The 16,765-nt window shown below is 64.2% G+C and carries 14 protein-coding genes; 11 read left to right on the top strand and 3 right to left on the bottom strand.

The window, feature by feature from the left end:
• Window positions 1-16: 16 nt before the first annotated feature.
• Window positions 17-520 carry a hypothetical protein gene (locus J2R80_RS36940; RefSeq protein ID WP_028331723.1) on the bottom strand — a complete coding sequence of 168 codons (504 nt, stop codon included), beginning with the start codon at window positions 518-520 and terminating at the stop codon, window positions 17-19.
• 406 nt (window positions 521-926) lie between these two features.
• Here J2R80_RS36940 and J2R80_RS36935 point away from each other — a divergent pair, with 406 nt between their 5' ends.
• The 11 genes from J2R80_RS36935 (at window position 927) to J2R80_RS36885 (ending at window position 13,511) form a co-directional block, all read left to right on the top strand.
• A complete protein-coding gene (locus tag J2R80_RS36935) occupies window positions 927-1,163 on the top strand; it encodes a hypothetical protein (protein WP_057015701.1) in 237 nt (78 codons plus the stop codon).
• A 194-nt stretch (window positions 1,164-1,357) separates the two neighbouring features.
• Window positions 1,358-2,236: a squalene synthase HpnC gene (gene hpnC / locus J2R80_RS36930; RefSeq protein WP_253640305.1), complete on the top strand. Its 879-nt coding sequence runs from the start codon at window positions 1,358-1,360 to the stop codon at window positions 2,234-2,236.
• Complete coding sequence (gene hpnD, locus J2R80_RS36925; protein WP_076833035.1) at window positions 2,233-3,069, top strand: presqualene diphosphate synthase HpnD; 837 nt, start codon at window positions 2,233-2,235, stop codon at window positions 3,067-3,069. Before hpnC ends, hpnD begins: the two co-directional genes overlap by 4 nt.
• Entirely contained in the window at window positions 3,069-4,319 is a 1,251-nt protein-coding gene (gene hpnE, locus J2R80_RS36920) for a hydroxysqualene dehydroxylase HpnE (protein ID WP_253640304.1), read from the top strand. Before hpnD ends, hpnE begins: the two co-directional genes overlap by 1 nt.
• A gap of 164 nt (window positions 4,320-4,483) precedes the next feature.
• Entirely contained in the window at window positions 4,484-6,445 is a 1,962-nt protein-coding gene (gene shc, locus J2R80_RS36915) for a squalene--hopene cyclase (RefSeq protein WP_253640303.1), read from the top strand.
• On the top strand, window positions 6,442-7,200 hold the full coding sequence (locus J2R80_RS36910; protein WP_076833044.1) for a phosphorylase: 759 nt from the start codon (window positions 6,442-6,444) through the stop codon (window positions 7,198-7,200). The genes shc and J2R80_RS36910 overlap by 4 nt, the downstream gene beginning before the upstream one ends.
• A 505-nt stretch (window positions 7,201-7,705) precedes the next feature.
• Window positions 7,706-9,082, top strand: a complete 1,377-nt coding sequence (gene ltrA / locus J2R80_RS36905; protein ID WP_253638654.1) for a group II intron reverse transcriptase/maturase — start codon at window positions 7,706-7,708, stop codon at window positions 9,080-9,082.
• A gap of 346 nt (window positions 9,083-9,428) precedes the next feature.
• Window positions 9,429-10,073: a TetR/AcrR family transcriptional regulator gene (locus J2R80_RS36900; RefSeq protein ID WP_057015695.1), complete on the top strand. Its 645-nt coding sequence runs from the start codon at window positions 9,429-9,431 to the stop codon at window positions 10,071-10,073.
• Entirely contained in the window at window positions 10,070-11,758 is a 1,689-nt protein-coding gene (locus tag J2R80_RS36895; RefSeq protein ID WP_253640302.1) for an acyl-CoA dehydrogenase family protein, read from the top strand. The genes J2R80_RS36900 and J2R80_RS36895 overlap by 4 nt, the downstream gene beginning before the upstream one ends.
• 11 nt (window positions 11,759-11,769) lie before the next feature.
• Window positions 11,770-12,612, top strand: a complete 843-nt coding sequence (locus J2R80_RS36890; RefSeq protein WP_253640301.1) for a class II aldolase/adducin family protein — start codon at window positions 11,770-11,772, stop codon at window positions 12,610-12,612.
• Entirely contained in the window at window positions 12,609-13,511 is a 903-nt protein-coding gene (locus tag J2R80_RS36885; protein WP_076833049.1) for a Rossmann-like and DUF2520 domain-containing protein, read from the top strand. Before J2R80_RS36890 ends, J2R80_RS36885 begins: the two co-directional genes overlap by 4 nt.
• Window positions 13,512-14,223: 712 nt before the next feature.
• Here J2R80_RS36885 and hpnH read toward each other — a convergent pair.
• Together hpnH and ispH are read right to left on the bottom strand one after the other, a co-directional pair.
• Complete coding sequence (hpnH, locus tag J2R80_RS36880) at window positions 14,224-15,384, bottom strand: adenosyl-hopene transferase HpnH (RefSeq protein WP_028331712.1); 1,161 nt, start codon at window positions 15,382-15,384, stop codon at window positions 14,224-14,226.
• A 44-nt stretch (window positions 15,385-15,428) separates the two neighbouring features.
• Window positions 15,429-16,355 (bottom strand): 4-hydroxy-3-methylbut-2-enyl diphosphate reductase, encoded by a 927-nt coding sequence (ispH, locus tag J2R80_RS36875; RefSeq protein ID WP_076833051.1) that lies wholly within the window; start codon window positions 16,353-16,355, stop codon window positions 15,429-15,431.
• Between the last annotated feature and the right edge of the window lie 410 nt (window positions 16,356-16,765).

Genomic DNA, 16,765 nt, shown 5'->3' with positions numbered 1-16,765 from the left:
CAATCGGCCGGGAGCGTCAGCTCTTCGTCATCGTGATCGAGACGCCGCGGATCTCGCCCTTGGAGTCGATCTGCACGACCTGCTTGGAGCCGTTGGTCTGCAGGTTCAGGTTCGCGGCAAAGCCGGACGCCTCGACGAACACGTCGATCCGCCCGCCGCCGGCGGTGCCCTGCAGATTGCCGAAGATGTTGCGGCTCGCCTCGCTCCAGTTGCCGGAGATCCGGTCGCCTTGGCTGGTGACGTCGCTGGAGAGGTCGAACTTGTAGCTGTCGCTGGCGCAATGCAGGGACTGTTTCAGGCTCATGCCCGAGGGTGCGACCTTGTAATCCGCCTTGCAACGAATCCGTTCAGTCGTGCCGTTGGACAGCGCCACCGTGCCCGTTCCGGTCCACGAGCCGGCAAAACCGGCAAACGGCCCGCTGGCCTGGGCGTGGACGGCGGAGGCAGAGAGCATCAGTGCGGCGCCGACGCCCACAGCCCTGAGAGCCTGACCATAAAGGCTGGAACCAAACCGTTTCATCGTGAATTTTCCCATCAAAATCAACGCTTCCTACGCAAGAAAGCGTCTCGCCGCATCGAAGGTTTAGTGTCACCGAAGAATGTTAGGTTCAAACGACAGAAACGGCGCGCGGCGCCCATATTGTCATCGAACAGAATCAGAAACCGTCGGCTTCGTGACGGCATGTAGCTTTGCGCAACTGGTATCCGCAATAGCCGAACGCGACAAAGTGATGGCACAAATCGTCATTGCGAATCAATAACTTATGTAGGGGTTTACAGCGCCGCAAATTTAGCCGCATTTAGCGGTGCTTGTCGTCAATCCGTTGCCGCGTTACGTGGCGTCTGCAAATCCCCAAAATCCGTCCCGGCCATGCCGAAGCGCTTTTCGGGAACAGATTTTCTGCTGTCGGAAATGAAGGAATACGATGCGTAAATTTCTCTTGGCTCTTGCCCTGTTGTCGATCCCGCTCTCCTCCAGCGCCTTCGCCCAGCAGCAGACGCGCGGGACACCCGATGAGCAGAAGGCCTGCACGCGCGACGTGCAGCGTCACTGCCGCGCCGTGATCGATCAGGGCGATTTCACCATTCTCGCCTGCCTGCAGCAGAACCGCAGCAAGATCAGCTCCGCCTGCGACCAGGTGCTGAAGACCCACGGCCAGTAAGGCCGGTTCGGGCCCCATGGATCGCCGCAAAGCCCGTGCTCGGCATGTGTGCCGGCCACGGGCTTCGTATGCTGGCGGTCACGGACAGCATTGGTTTTGGTGGCGTATTCCCCTATATGGGGCTCGCAAATCCCCCGCATGCGCTGACCTTTCGCGCCTGCGTCGTGCCATGACCAGTGTAGCCCAAATTTCCCATGACCACCGCGAGCGACCTGCGATCCGGAAAGACCCACCGCGACGAGAATTTCCCGGTCGCGTCGTGGATCATTCATCCGCGGCATCGTGCCCTGATCCTGGCCTTCTATAATTTCGTCCGCACCGCCGACGATATCGCCGATCACGCCACGCTGCCCGCCGAGGAGAAGCTGCGCTACCTCGACCTCATGGAGGCCGAGCTGCTTGGCAATGGCGACACCCAGAAGGAAGCGGTCAATCTGCGCCGCGCGTTCGCCGAGCGCGGCATGCCGCCGCGGCACGCGCTCGACGTGCTGGTGGCGTTCCGCCTCGACGTCACCAAGCTGCGTTACGAGAACTGGGACGATGTGATCGATTATTGCCGGTACTCGGCAATGCCGGTCGGGCGGTTCATGCTCGACGTGCACGGCGAGGATACCTCGACCTGGGCGGCGTCGGACGCGCTCTGCGTCGGGCTGCAGATCAACAACCATCTGCAGGACTGCGGCAAGGACTACCGCAACCTGAACCGTGTCTATTTGCCGCGCGATGCCCTGGCCGCCGCGGGCGCGACCGTCGAGATGCTCGGCGAGGCGAAATCGCAGCCGGCCCTGCTCAAATGCCTGCAGGCGCTCGCCGTGCGCACCGAGGCGCTGCTCGACCAGAGCAAGTCGCTCGCCGCCGAGGTGAAGGATTTCAGGCTGGGGCTCGAGATCTCCGTGATCCAGGCGTTCGCCGACAAGATCGTCAACATGCTGAAGGTGCGCGATCCGCTCAGCGAGCGCGTGCATCTGAGCCCGCTCGAACTGCTGCTGCAGAGCCTTGGCGGCGTGGCCGGCGAGACGGCGCGGCGTGCGACCGGACGGCGTGCGGTCTCCAAATCGGCGGCTGGCGCATGAGCGTGGAGGCGGCGGCCAACGCAAATTACGGAAGCACCGCGTCGGGCAGCTCGTTCTACGCCGCGATGCGCATTCTGCCGCGCGCGCAGCGCGAGGCGATGTTCCAGATCTACAGCTTCTGCCGGCAGGTCGACGACATCGCCGATTCCGACGGCCCGCGGCCGGAGCGGCTGGCCGCGCTGCAGCAGTGGCGCGACGATATCGACGCGCTCTATGCGGGGCATCCGCCGGAGCGGCTGAAGGACTATGTCGCCTCGGTGAAGACCTTCGGCCTGAAGCGCGAGGATTTTGTCGCGATCGTCGACGGCATGGAGATGGACGTGCCGCAGGACATCCGCGCGCCGGATCTCGCGACGCTCGATTTGTATTGCGATCGCGTCGCGAGCGCGGTCGGCCGGCTGTCGGTGCGCGTGTTCGGCCTGCCCGAGGACGACGGCATCCAGCTCGCCTATCACCTCGGCCGCGCGCTGCAGCTCACCAACATCCTGCGCGACATCGACGAGGATGCCGGCCTCGGCCGGCTCTATCTGCCGCGCGAATGGCTCTGGCACGCCGGCATCACCAATAACGATCCGGCCCGCGTCACCGCCGACCGCGCGCTGCCGAAGGTGTGCGCGCCGCTGGCCGAGCGGGCCAAGATGCATTTCCAGAAATCCGACGAGATCATGAAGCGCAATTCGCGCCGCGCCGTGCGCGCGCCGCGGATCATGTCGAAATACTACCGCGCGATTCTCGATCTTCTGATCGCGCGCGGCTTCACCGCGCCGCGCGCGCCGGTACGTGTGTCCAAGGCCGCCAAGATCGGCATCCTTCTTCGTTACGCGATCATCTGATGCAAAAGACCGTTCATATCATCGGCGCCGGCATTTCCGGCCTCTCCGCGGCCGTGCGCCTCGCCAATGGCGGCTACAAGGTGTTTGTCCATGAGGCGACGCAGCAGGCCGGCGGCCGCTGCCGCTCCTATTTCGACGCCGCCACCAGTCTCACCATCGACAATGGCAACCATCTGTTGCTGTCGGGGAATCGCCATGCGCTGAGCTACGCGCGCTCGATCGGCACCGAGGCCGGCCTCGTCGGGCCCCCGCGCGCGCAGTTTCCGTTCGTCGATCTTGCCAGCGGCCGGCGCTGGCAGCTCGACCTCGGCGATTCCCGCCTGCCGCTGTGGGTGTTCGACGAGGCGCGCCGCGTTCCGGATACGACCCTGCGCGACTATCTCGCCTTGGCACCGCTGGCCTGGGCCGGCACCGGTGCGCTGGTCGGCAACACCATTCCCTGCAAGGGCACGCTGTATGACCGCCTGGTGCAGCCGCTGCTGCTCGCCGCATTGAACGTCGATCCGCCGGAGGGCTCGGCCGGGCTCGCGGGCGCCATCGTGCGCGAGACGCTGCTCGCGGGCGGGCAGGCCTGCCGTCCGTTGATCGCGCGCGACGGCCTGAGCTCGGTCCTGATCGAGCCGGCCGTGAAGCTGCTGCAGGAGGGCGGCCACAGCGTCCAGTTCAGTCACGAATTGCGTGCGCTCGGCATGTCGGGTGATCGCATCAGTGAGCTCGATTTTGGCAATGGCGACAAGGTCGCGCTGGGAGCCGACGACGCCGTCGTGCTTGCGGTGCCGCCGCGGGCCGCGGCCGCGCTGCTGCCCGGCCTGAAAACCCCGACCAAATTCCGCGCCATCGTGAACGCGCATTTCCGCGTCGATCCGCCGCGCGACGCTGCGCCCATTCTCGGCGTGGTCGGCGGCCTCGTGGAGTGGCTGTTCGCGTTCCCGCAACGGCTGTCGGTGACGATCAGCAACGGCGACCGCCTAGTCGATATGCCGCGCGAGGAGCTCGCGCTGGCGATCTGGCAGGACATCTGCGAGGCCTCGGGCGTTTCCGGCGACCTGCCGCCCTGGCAGATCGTGCGTGAGCGCCGTGCCACATTTGAGGCGACGCCGGAACAGAATGCCCTGCGTCCGGGGCCCGCGACGGCGCAAAAAAACCTGTTCCTTGCCGGCGACTGGACTGCTACCGGGTTGCCGGCAACCATCGAGGGATCGGTGCGATCGGGGGATCGCGCCGCCGATCTGGTTCTGGCCAGACGTTAGATTCGACCTGTTGGCGCGTTTTCGAGCGAAGTGGCTACCGGTTCGCGTGAAGAAAACGCGACCAAACAGAAGGACAAGAACGTGATCCGAAGCAATCGGATCATGCTCTGGAGCGGCCGCGGCTTTCGATCAGCCGGCCCGCGATGAAGAGGATATCGAGCGAAATGCTTGCGAGAGATCACAGCGTTGCAGTCGACCCGGTCGCGCTGGAGAAGAGCATCTCCAAGGCAACCGAAGCGCTGCTCGGCTACCGTCAATCCGACGGGCACTGGGTGTTCGAGCTCGAGGCCGACAGCACCATTCCGGCCGAGTACATCCTGCTGCGTCACTACCTGGCCGAGCCGATCGATGCCGGGCTCGAGGCCAAGATCGGCAACTATCTGCGCCGCGTCCAGGGCGCCCATGGCGGCTGGCCGCTGGTGCATGACGGCCCGTTCGACATGAGCGCCAGCGTGAAGTCGTACTTCGCGCTGAAGATGATCGGCGATTCCGTCGACGCGCCGCACATGGCGCGGGCGCGCGAGGCGATCCGTTCGCGCGGCGGCGCTTCGGGCAGCAACGTGTTCACGCGATTCCTGCTCGCGCTCTATGGCGTCGTGACCTGGCGCGCGACGCCGGTGCTGCCGATCGAGATCATGCTGCTGCCGATGTGGTCGCCGTTCCACATCAACAAGATCTCCTACTGGGCGCGCACCACCATGGTGCCGCTGATGGTGCTTGCCGCGCTGAAGCCGCGTGCGAAGAATCCGAAGGGCGTCGGCATCGACGAACTGTTCCTGGAGGATCCGAAATCGGTCCGCATGGCGCCGAAGGCGCCGCATCAGAGCGCGAGCTGGTTCTATCTGTTCCGCTCGCTCGACGCCGTGCTGCGGGTAATCGAGCCGATGTTTCCGAAGAGCCTGCGCCAGCGCGCGATCGATGCCGCGCTCGCCTTCACCGAAGAGCGGCTGAACGGCGAAGACGGCATGGGCGCGATTTATCCGCCGATGGCCAACATCGTCATGATGTACGAGGCGCTCGGCAAGGACGAGAATTTCCCGCCGCGCGCCACCACCCGCCGCGGCATCGACAAGCTGCTCGTGATTAGCGAACACGAGGCCTATTGCCAGCCCTGCGTTTCGCCGGTGTGGGACACCGCGCTGGCCTGTCATGCGCTGCAGGAAGCGGGCGGCGACGACACCCTGGCCAAGGCCAGGCAGGGCCTCGACTGGCTGAAGCCGCGCCAGGTGCTGGACCTGAAGGGCGATTGGGCGGTCAAGGCGCCGGACGTCCGCCCGGGCGGCTGGGCGTTCCAGTACAACAACGACCATTATCCCGATCTCGACGACACCGCGGTGGTCGTGATGGCGATGGATCGCGTGCGGCGTCATACCGGAACCAGGGAATATGATGAGTCCATCGCGCGCGGCCGCGAGTGGATCGAGGGGCTGCAGAGCCGCGATGGCGGCTGGGCCGCATTCGACGTCAACAACCTCGAATATTACCTCAACAACATCCCGTTCTCCGATCATGGGGCATTGTTGGATCCGCCGACCGAGGATGTCACCGCGCGCTGCATCTCGATGCTGGGCCAGCTCGGCGAGACCGCCGAGAGCAACAAGGCGATGGCTGACGGCGTCGCTTATTTGCGCCGCACCCAGCTTGCCGAGGGCTCCTGGTACGGCCGCTGGGGCCTGAACTACATCTACGGCACCTGGTCGGTGCTCTCGGCGCTAAATGTCGCAGGGGTCGATCGCAACGACCCGATGATTCGGAAGGCGGTCGACTGGCTGGCGTCAGTCCAGAATCAGGACGGCGGCTGGGGCGAGGACGCCGTCAGTTACCGCCTGGATTACAAGGGTTATGAAGTTGCGCCTTCGACCTCCTCGCAAACGGCATGGGCTTTGCTTGGATTGATGGCGGCCGGAGAGGTCGAAAATCCCGCTGTTACGCGCGGGGTGGAGTACCTAAAGGCAACACAGACGGAAAAAGGGCTGTGGGACGAGCCGCGATACACAGCTACGGGGTTTCCGCGGGTATTTTACTTGCGATATCATGGCTACTCGAAGTTCTTTCCGCTCTGGGCGCTGGCGCGGTATCGAAATTTGAGAAGCACCAATAGCAGGGTGGTAGGGGTCGGGATGTGATTGTTGAGGCGGGGGCCGCCGAGACCGTGGGCAGTAGAATTGATCCTCGGCCGGTATTGATTGTGACTGGATTGGTGCAGGAGGCTCGCATCGCGGCAGGCCCCGGCATGATCGTAATCTGCAGTTCGAGCGATCCGCAGCAGCTGCGTGAGTTGCTGGCGACGCTGGATCCGAGCACCTTCCGTGGCGTGATTTCGTTCGGCGTGGCCGGCGGGCTCGATCCGTCGCTCAAGTCAGGCGACGTCGTGGTTGCGACCGAGGTGATGTCGGGCGATACCCGTTTCCTGGCCGCATCCGCGCTGAACGAAGAGATGATCGCCAGCGCCGCGCTGAAGCGCCGCAGGATCGTCCGCGGCAGTCTCGCCGGCGTGGAAGAGGTGATCGCGGCAAAGGCCTGCAAGGCCGCTCTGCGCTCGATGACGGGCGCAGCCGCGGTTGATATGGAGAGCCATATCGCGGCGGCCTATGCCGCCAAGGCCCGCATTCCGTTTGCCGCATTGCGCGTAATCAGCGATCCCGCGCACCGTGCGCTACCGGAACTTGCGAAATCCGCGGTGAAGCCGAACGGCGACATCGACCTGCGCAAGGTGCTGCGCGGCATCGCCCGCAATCCACGGACGCTGCGCGCGCTGGTGTCGACCGGAATTGACTTCAACCGCGCGCTGCGCTCGCTGCGCAGCTGCCGCGGCTTCCTGCTCGGCAACGAGGTGTTGATGCCGGTAGAAGACGTTCTGATCACAGCGAAGGCGGCCTGATCCGCTGCGCCGGGCAGGGACCGGGTTTCTCACCGCATCAAGCTCAACTCACAGGCCCGGTCGCATCGCGATCGGGCCTTTTGCTTGTGTGCCGAGTATGAACGACAGCTTGGAGGTGGAAGTCCTCTATCCAGCCTGATGACGGCGAAGGATTAGCGAAGCGCAAGGGCGTCATCGCGAGGTGGGGTCTGAAGACAGCGTGGAGCAAAGCCGCGGCTCGATGGACAATTACCGGATAACGAGGCCTACCCGGCCGGACGAGCGAGCATGTGATCGCGAAGTCCATAGTCATCAAGGGTCGGGGTGGTAAATCCGGCGAGCGTGCGGTGAAGGCGGTCGGTCTTACCTCGGGAGGTCTGTGCTGTGTCCCGGTAACGGGACTGAGGTCGTCGTAAGGCGACTTGACCGCAGCGCAGAAGTCAGCAGCGGGCATAGTAGGCGGTGGCGTGCCGTCGAAGGCCCAAACGGTGGAAGTGGCCAGTAGAACGGTGATCTCGCGCGAGCCATGCGGCAGAAGAATCAGGTCGAGCTGAACTTGGGCACCGGAGCGAAGGGTGAAGCCCCGAACGCCGCCGCCCAAGAGTCCGAAGCGCGCGCGGCGGCCACCGCCCTCGAACGCCCGGCGGCCGCAGGGCCGTCGATGGAAGCGGTAATCGAGCGTGAGAACCTGAAGACGGCGTTGGCGCAAGTGACGCGCAACAAGGGCGCGGCGGGCGTCGATGGGATGACCGTCGATGAGTTGCCGGCCCACCTGAAGGAGCACTGGCTAGCGATCCGAGCCCAGTTGCTTGAGGGCACCTACAAGCCGCAGCCGGTGCGGCGGGTGGAGATACCGAAGACGTCGGGCGGCCTGCGGCCGCTCGGCATCCCGACGGTGCTCGACCGCTTGATCCAGCAGGCGGTGATGCAGGTGCTGCAGGCGGATTGGGACGGGACGTTCTCCGAGACCAGCTTCGGCTTCCGGCCGGGGCGCTCGGCGCATCAGGCGGTGGAACGGGCGCAGACGTACATTGCGGCCGGCCACAGCTTCGTGGTGGACATCGACCTGGAGAAGTTCTTCGACCGGGTCAACCACGACATCCTGATGAGGCTCGTTGCCAAGCGGGTGACTGACAAGCGCCTCCTGAAGCTGATCCGCGGATTCCTGAATGCGGGTGTGCTGGAGAGAGGGCTGGTCAGTCCGACGGAAGAGGGTACGCCGCAGGGCGGTCCGCTCTCGCCGCTATTGTCGAACCTGATGCTGGATGTGCTGGACAGGGAACTGGAAAGACGCGGCCATCGCTTCGTGCGCTACGCCGATGACTGCAACATCTATGTGCGCAGTCGGGAGGCGGGCGAGCGGGTGCTGGCGGGCATCGAACGGTTCCTCGAAAAGCGCCTCAAGCTCAAGGTCAACAAAGCCAAGAGCGCGGTCGCCAAACCGAGCGTTCGCAAGTTCTTGGGCTTCAGCTTTATCGGTGGGAAAGAACCGCGTCGGCGCATCGCGCCGCAGGCACTTGCCCGCTTCAAGGCGAAGGTCCGAGGACTGACACGACGCACCTGCGGCCGAAGCCTCGCGCAGATTGCCAAGGAACTATCGCGCTATCTGATCGGATGGCGCGGCTACTTCGGCATCTGCCAAACCCCGTCGGTGTTGCGCACACTTGACGAATGGCTCAGGCGGCGGTTGCGCGCCATCGCCTGGAAACAATGGAAGCGCGGTGACACTCGCTTTGCCGAGCTGCGACGCTGCGGCGTCGGCCGGGATCTGGCGGCACAAACCGCCGGCAGCCCGCATGGCCCTTGGCGGCTCGCGAACAGCCCCGCGCTCACCATCGCCATGCCAATCGCGTTCTTCAGGGCACTCGGCTTGGCTTCCGTCGCGGCACAGCAGCCCGCATAATCCACCGAACCGCCGGATACGGACCCGTATGTCCGGTGGTGTGGGAGGGGAGAAGCCGCGAGGCTTCCCCCTATCCCGATTGATGCCCAAAGGTTTCGCTCGATGCCACGCTGTTCCGGTTCCACGCGGTCAGCGGGACTTGCGCGTCGGCTGTGCGGTGAGAGACCCCGCATATCCGTGTCCCTCGGGCCGGCGGCTCGCGCGGTCAGCCTATGACGACTTGCCAGCAGCGCGCCGGCGCCCCGGGAAGGGGCCCTGCGCGGACCGCGCTGGGTCAATGCTTGACAGCTACGGCAATTCATCCGAGAATGAACTATGATCCTTTATTCATGAATTAAGGTTCACTATGGCAATCGCTGCCGTTCGCCTCAACCAACTGGTCGAAACCAAAGCGCGTATTCTCGATGCCGCCAGGGAGGCCGTGGCGCTGAGTGGCTGGAAGGACGCCCAGATCGCCCTGATCGCCTCACGGGCCGGCGTGGCCACGGGCAGCGTGTATCGCTACTTCGACTCCAAGGCGGACCTGTACGCGCAGGTGCTCGCCCTGGTGTCCGAGCGCGAGGTGGCTGTCGTCGCCGCGATCGTCGAGGCGGAAGGCTCGGCGTCCCAGTGCCTGGTCGACGCGATCTACACTTTCGCGGTCCGGGCGATGCGCGGCCGCCGCCTGGCGTACGCGTTGATCGCCGAACCCTGTGAACCCGAGATCGACGCGGCGCGCCTGAAATACCGGGCGGCCCTGGCCGATCAGATCGCAAGGCTGGTTCGGCGCGGTATCGCCGGCGGTGAGTTCGTCGAGATCGACGCGAACGTCGCGGCATCCTGCGTGACCGGCGCCTTCATGGAGGCGCTGGTCGGTCCCCTTGCGCCCGAAGCGGCCCCCGATTCCGACGCGGCGAAGGCGATCGCACAGTCGATCGCAGGGCTTTCCGCGCGCATGCTGTTTCGCCACGCCACGCCTGAACTCATCCCTGTATCGCGAGTCTCCGCATGAACGCGCGCGTCCAGCCGGTTGCCGTCGCTGAAGCGAAAGCCGCTCCGTTTGCGACCCATGAAGTACGCAATCAGGCGCGGCCGGCGCTCGGCTTCAATGCGTTCGATGACGACCGCGCGCTGAGTGGCCTGATCGCGACGATCGCGCCGTGGGCGAAAGACAAGCTTTCCGCGCTCGGAGCTCATGCCGGCAGCGAATCCGTACAGGAGGCGGCACGGCTGGCCAACGAGCACGAACCGAAGCTCCTGACCCATGACCGGTATGGCAACCGCAATGATTGGGTCGAATTTCATCCGGCCTGGCATCAATTGATGGCGCTGGCGTTCCGGAGCGAGGTGCATAGCCTCGCCTGGTCGACGCGCGAACCACACGGCCATCTGGCGCGTGCGGCGCTGAGCTATCTCTGGAACCAGATCGAGAACGGCGTCGGTTGCCCCACCGGGATGGCGTACGCCGCGATCGCCGGGTTCTCCGGCAAGCCGCAATTCAATTTGTGGCGGGAGCGAACGCTGGCGGCGGACTACGATCCGCGGCGGCTTCCGATCGAGGCCAAGCGCTCCGCGGTCATCGGTTACGCCATGACCGAAAAGCAGGGCGGCTCCGATCTGCGTGAGACCCAGACCACCGCGCGCTTTGTCGAGCGCGGCGCGCATGGCGAGATCTATGCGCTCACCGGCCACAAATGGTTCTTCTCGGTGCCGGTGGCCGACGGATTCTACACGCTGGCGCGCACCCAGTCCGGCGTCAGCTGCCTGTTCGTGCCGCGCCTGCTGCTCGATGGCAGTGCCAACCGCATCCACATTCAGCGTCTGAAGGACAAGTGCGGCAACCGGTCGAACGCGTCGAGCGAGATCGAGTACCACGATACGTGGTCGATCCTGGTTGGCGAAGAGGGCCGCGGCATCGCGGAAATCCTTTCGCATGCCCATCTGACGCGGCTGGATTTCGCGGTCGGCTCCGCCGGGCTGATGCGCCAGGCGCTGAGCCTCGCCCTCAACCACGCGCAAACGCGAACGGCGTTCGGCAAGCCGATGTCCGAGCTTCCGATGCAGCGCAACGTGCTCGCCGACCTCGCGCTCGAGAGCGAGGCGGCGATGCTCGGCGCGTTTCGGGTCGCGCGCGCGACCGACGGCCTGCAGACAAGCGAACACGAGCGATTGCTGGCGCGGGTCGCGACACCCGTGATGAAGTTCTGGAACTGCCAGCGCGCGCCGGCCTTCACCTATGAATGCCTGCAGGTGCATGGCGGCAACGGCTTCATCATGGAGAATCCGATGGCCCGGCTCTATCGCGAGGCGCCGTTGAATTCGATCTGGGAAGGTACCTCGAACATGATGTGCATGGACGTTTTGCGCGCCATACAACGCGATGCGAATTGCCGGGACGCATTCGTCGACGAGTTGCGTGCGAGCAGGGGCCTCAATCCGGTCTATGACCGAAGCACGGACGATCTCGCCGATCGCTTGCGTGCTCGATACCCGGACGACGGGCATGCGAGAGCACTCGTCACCCGCATGGCGCATGCGCTGCAGGCCGCCGAGATGCTGAAGCATGGCGACGCCGCGGCCGCCGAACTGTTCGTGAAATCCAGGCTTGGCGCGGACGGGATGCAGGTATTCGGCGGGCTTCCATCGACGGAAGGTCTTGGCGCCATCGTCGAACGTGCCTCCGTCATCCATCACTGAGGGTCCAAGTCATGCGTCAGACCGAAGTTTGTGCCGTCAGCGATGTCAGGGCCGTCGTCGGAGACGAGGAGTGGGCAACCCGCGTCGACCTTGCGGCGTGCTACCGCCTGGTCGCGCTCTACGGAATGACCGACCTGATCTACAACCACATCAGTGCACAGGTCCCGGGGCATCACGATCAGTATCTGATCAATCCCTATGGCATGCTGTACGAGGAGATCACCGCGTCGAGCCTCGTCAAGATCGACATCGAGGGCCGGACCCTGCTGCAGCCCGACCATGGCTACAACGTCAACGTGGCCGGCTTCTATCTGCATGCCCCGATCCATCGCGCGCGACCCGACGTGAAGTGCGTCCTGCATACCCACACCAGGGCAGGCACCGCCGTCAGCACGCTTGCCGAAGGGCTGTTGCCGCTGTCGCAGACGGCGATGCGGTTTCACGGTCGGATCGGCTATCACGATTTCGAGGGGCCGGCGATCGATCGGGAGGAATGCGACCGGGTCGTCGCTGATCTCGGTCGCAACAATTTGCTGGTGTTGCGCAATCATGGCCTCCTGGTGTGCGGCAACACGATTCCGCAGGCGTTCAACGCGATCTACTGGCTGGAGCAGGCCTGCCGGATCCAGGTCGACGCGCTCGGCTGTGGCCGGCCGCTGCATGCGCCGACCGAGATGGCGATCGGCAACACGGTGACCTGTTTTGCCGGCACCGAGATCACGCTGGACAATGAGCGCGACACCAATCCGGTGCTGAATGAAGCGGCGCAAAATCTGCAAGCCGGGTACGGCCTGCTGGAATGGCCGGCGCTACGGCGCAGGCTCGACCGCATCGACGGGAGCTACGCGCAATGAGCACGGCGCTGGCGGCGTTGCGGATCGGCTTCATCGGCGCCGGCCGCGTGGCGCAGACGCTCGCGCCGGCCTTCGCCTGCGCGGGGCTGAACGTCGCGGCGTTCTACAACCGCGGTGCCGATGCCGCGCAGCGGCTCGGATCCCGCATCCCGTCGGCGCGGCCGATGACGGATGCGCAGCAGGTCGTCGACCGCTGCGACATGGTTTTCCTGACCGTGAGCGACGACGCGATCCTGCCGGTCTGCCGCGACTTGCGCTGGGAGCCGCGTCACCGCGTGGTTCATTGCAGCGGCGCGACCGAACTGGCCGCGCTCGATCATGCGAAATCCGCAGGCGCCGCGACCGGCGGATTTCATCCGATGCAGATGTTTGCCAATCCCGACGTCGCGCTCGAGGGGTTGCGCGGATGCACCGTCGGCATCGAGGCAGAGGGCGACTTCAGGCGTGACCTGGAATTGCTTGCGACCCGCATCGGGTGTGAACCGCTCGCGCTGCCGGCCGGTGCGCGGGCGCTCTATCATGCGTCGGCCTATTACGTCGGTCCGTTCCTGATCGCGCTGCTCAAGGAGGGCGTCGAGCTCTGGAAGAGCTTTGGCGCCAGCGAGGCCGACGCGTTGCGCGCGATGATGCCGCTGCTGCGGGGGACGGTCGCGGCTGTTCTCGACGGTGGCCTCGCCAACGGCATGGGCGGCTGCGTGGCGCGCGGCGACGTCGGAACGATCCTCAAGCATCTCCGGGCGCTGGATGAGCGCTTTCCTCCCTCCGGCGCGCTGTATCGCGAGCTCGCCCTGCGCAACGTCCCGCTCGGGATCGAGCGCGGCACACTCAGTGCACCGCGCGCGGCAGAGATCGAGAGATTGCTTCTGCGCACGAGATCGGAAGAGCATGCGGCATCCTGATCCAAAGAAAAAAGCCCCGGTTCGCTGAACCGGGGCTTTCATGTGTGTGCCGAGCATGACCGGCAGCTTGGAGGTGGAAGTCCTCTATCCAGCCTGATGACGGTGAAGGATTAGCGAAGCGCAAGGGCGTCATCGCGAGGTGGGGTCTGAAGGAAGCGTGGAGCAAAGCCGCGGCCCGATGGACAAAAACCGGATAACGAGGCCTACCCGGCCGGACGAGCGAGCACGTGATCGCGAAGTCCACGGTCATCAAGGGCCGGGGTGGTAAATCCGGCGGGCGTGCGGCGAAGGCGGTCGATCTTACCTCGGGAGATCTGCGCTGCGTCTCGGCAACGAGACTGAGGTCGTCGTAAGGCGATCTGACCGCAGTGCAGAAGTCAGCAGAGGGCATAGTAGGCGGAACGAGTTTCGCCGAAGGCCTGAACGCTGGAAGTGACGAGTAGATGCAGCGATATCGCATCGGCCATGCGACTGAATTCCGGGCAACTGGCCTCGGAACGGCGGGAAGGGGTGAAACCCTGACTGACGCTGATCAGAGGAGTCGAAGCTGGCGCGACGATTGCTGACACCCAAACTACGGCGGCAACAGAACAACTCTTGCCGCTTAATCCAGCGAACCGCCGTATACGGACCCGTATGTACGGTGGTGTGGGAGGGGAGGGGCTGCGAGGCTCCCCCCTATCCCGATTTCTGCTTTCGCTCACATCGCGCGTCAGGCGGCGGTCGAGGCCTTCGCTTGCTGCTTGGCGGCGGCGGCCGCAGCCTCGTCGCGGCGGATCTCCGAGAGCTTCTTCTGCACCTGCTCGGCGAAGATGTACTGCGCCGGACGCTGCTTCGACATGTCGATCTCGGGCGCCATCGGGCCCGATGTCCTGATGCCGCGCAGCGCAACCCACATCGCCTTCAGCGGATTGTTGATCGCGGCGGTCGCCGCGGTCGGCTCATAGCCGCAATGGGCCATACAGTCGGCGCACTTCTCGTACTTGCCGGTGCCGTAGGTGTCCCAGTCGGTGGTGTCCATCAGCTCCTTGAAGGTCTTGGCGTAGCCTTCACCGAGCAGATAGCAGGGCTTCTGCCAGCCGAAGATGTTGCGCGCCGGCATGCCCCAGGGCGTGCACTCGTATTCCTGGTTGCCGGCGAGGAAGTCGAGGAACAGGCCGGAATGCATGAAATTCCACTTCTTGCCCTTGCCGAGCGCAAAGACGTCGCGGAACAGCTTCTTGGTCTTGGTGCGGTTGAGGAAGTGCTCCTGGTCGGGCGCACGCTCATAGGCGTAACCCGGCGACATCGAGACGCCGACGCCGAGCTCGGTGGTGAAATCGAGGAACTTGGCGATCTCCTCGGCCGGATGACCATCAAAGATTGTGGCATTGACGTTGACCGTGAAGCCGCGCGCCTTCGCCGCCTTGATCGCCGAGACGGCGCGATCGAACACGCCCTTCTGCGACACCGCCTTGTCGTGATGATCCTTCAGGCCGTCGAGATGCACCGAGAAGAACAAATAGGGCGACGGCTCGAACAGATCGAGCTTCTTCTCGAGCAGCAGCGCATTGGTGCACAGCGAGACGAACTTCTTGCGGGCCACGAGGCCGCGCACGATCTCGCCGATTTCCTTGTGGATCAGCGGCTCGCCGCCGGGGATCGCCACCATCGGCGCGCCGCACTCATCGGCCGCATCCCAGCATTCCTGCGCCGTCATGCGGCGATTGAGGATCGCATCGGGATAGTCGATCTTGCCGCAGCCGACGCAGGCGAGGTTGCAACGGAACAAAGGTTCCAGCATCAGCACGAGCGGATAGCGTTTGCGGCCAAGCAGCTTCTGCTTGATCAGATAACCGCCGATCCGCATTTCCTTGAAGAACGGTATAGCCATTAGACGATTTCTTTCTGCACTTATCAAAGGGATGTGGGTTCAGATCAGCCCGCAGTCAGTTCGGCTGGCAGCCGGAATTCGATATTCTCTTCTCGGCCCGGAACGACCGAGACCGACACCGGTCCGATCCGCCGCAGAGCCTCGATCACATCGTCGACCAAAACTTCGGGCGCAGAAGCGCCCGCGGTAATGCCGACGGCCTTCGCATCCTTGAGCCAATCCGGATTGAGTTCGCTCCCATCGGCAATGAGATAACTCGCGACGCCGACCTCGGTGCCGATTTCACGAAGCCTGTTCGAGTTGGAACTGTTGGCGGCCCCCACCACCAAAATGACGTCAACCAGTTTGCTGAGGTCCCTTACCGCAGATTGGCGGTTCTGTGTCGCATAGCAGATATCCCTGATATCCGGGCCTTGAATATCTGTAAATTTTGCCTGAAGGGCCGCGATGATGTCCCTGGTGTCGTCCACGGACAGGGTGGTCTGGGTGATGTAGGCGACCGGCGTATCGCTCGGCAGCCGCAGTTCCGCCACGTCCTGGACACTCTGGACCAGCAGGACCGGCCCCGGAACCTGGCCCATGGTTCCCTCGACCTCGGGATGGCCGGCGTGCCCGATCAGGATCAGGGCGCGGCCCTTCGAGATATAGCGCTTGCCCTGGTTGTGGACCTTGGTGACGAGCGGGCAGGTGGCATTGAGCACCGGCAGATCGCGGGCTTCCGCCTCCTCCTCGACGCTCCTAGCAACGCCATGGGCACTGAAGACGGTCACCGCCTTGGCCGGCACTTCCGAGAGGTCCTCGACGAAGATCGCGCCCTTCTTCTTCAGGCTCTCGACGACGTGTTTGTTATGCACGATCTCGTGGCGGACATAGACCGGCGGCCCATACTTCTCGAGCGCGCGTTCGACGATCTCGATCGCGCGCACAACGCCCGCGCAAAAGCCGCGCGGCTGAGCAAGAAACACTTCCATCTGACGTCCGTTACGCAAATTGCACCAATCTCGTTCAATGCCCTGCGGCCTTTTCGGCAACGCACTCCACAGGTCGGACGTCGCAACGTCAGTTGCAATGTCTGAGCCATCACAGTTCCTGGACGGGATCTGCGCCCCAAGCGCATGGAAATACAGCGATTTGTGGCAAAAAGGTAGCGGTTCGATGGGGGCGTGGTCACGGACCAGGGGCGTTAGAGGTAATATGGTGTGGATTTCGATCCCTGCGACCGTCCGTCTCCCTCACTTGTTCGTCACTTTATCGCCCACTGATGCGGTTTATACCGGCCATTCGTGGCCGTTCCTGTGGTTTGGAACCTCCTCGCCGTCCCGTCGAGGAAGATAACCAAAACAACATTAGATCGGTCCCGGGAACTCCGCTACAGAGCGGG

The organism is Bradyrhizobium sp. USDA 4541 (assembly GCF_024171085.1).
GTDB lineage: Bacteria > Pseudomonadota > Alphaproteobacteria > Rhizobiales > Xanthobacteraceae > Bradyrhizobium > Bradyrhizobium australafricanum.
This window is presented reverse-complemented; position numbering and strand designations above follow the sequence as displayed.

Coding starts and splice junctions, on each gene's coding strand:
- J2R80_RS36940 (WP_028331723.1), bottom strand. CDS start 520: ATGAAACGGTTTGGTTCCAGCCTTTATGGTCAGGCTCTCAGGGCTGTG.
- J2R80_RS36935 (WP_057015701.1), top strand. CDS start 927: ATGCGTAAATTTCTCTTGGCTCTTGCCCTGTTGTCGATCCCGCTCTCC.
- hpnC (WP_253640305.1), top strand. CDS start 1,358: ATGACCACCGCGAGCGACCTGCGATCCGGAAAGACCCACCGCGACGAG.
- hpnD (WP_076833035.1), top strand. CDS start 2,233: ATGAGCGTGGAGGCGGCGGCCAACGCAAATTACGGAAGCACCGCGTCG.
- hpnE (WP_253640304.1), top strand. CDS start 3,069: ATGCAAAAGACCGTTCATATCATCGGCGCCGGCATTTCCGGCCTCTCC.
- shc (WP_253640303.1), top strand. CDS start 4,484: ATGCTTGCGAGAGATCACAGCGTTGCAGTCGACCCGGTCGCGCTGGAG.
- ltrA (WP_253638654.1), top strand. CDS start 7,706: ATGCGGCAGAAGAATCAGGTCGAGCTGAACTTGGGCACCGGAGCGAAG.
- J2R80_RS36900 (WP_057015695.1), top strand. CDS start 9,429: ATGGCAATCGCTGCCGTTCGCCTCAACCAACTGGTCGAAACCAAAGCG.
- J2R80_RS36895 (WP_253640302.1), top strand. CDS start 10,070: ATGAACGCGCGCGTCCAGCCGGTTGCCGTCGCTGAAGCGAAAGCCGCT.
- J2R80_RS36890 (WP_253640301.1), top strand. CDS start 11,770: ATGCGTCAGACCGAAGTTTGTGCCGTCAGCGATGTCAGGGCCGTCGTC.
- J2R80_RS36885 (WP_076833049.1), top strand. CDS start 12,609: ATGAGCACGGCGCTGGCGGCGTTGCGGATCGGCTTCATCGGCGCCGGC.
- hpnH (WP_028331712.1), bottom strand. CDS start 15,384: ATGGCTATACCGTTCTTCAAGGAAATGCGGATCGGCGGTTATCTGATC.
- ispH (WP_076833051.1), bottom strand. CDS start 16,355: ATGGAAGTGTTTCTTGCTCAGCCGCGCGGCTTTTGCGCGGGCGTTGTG.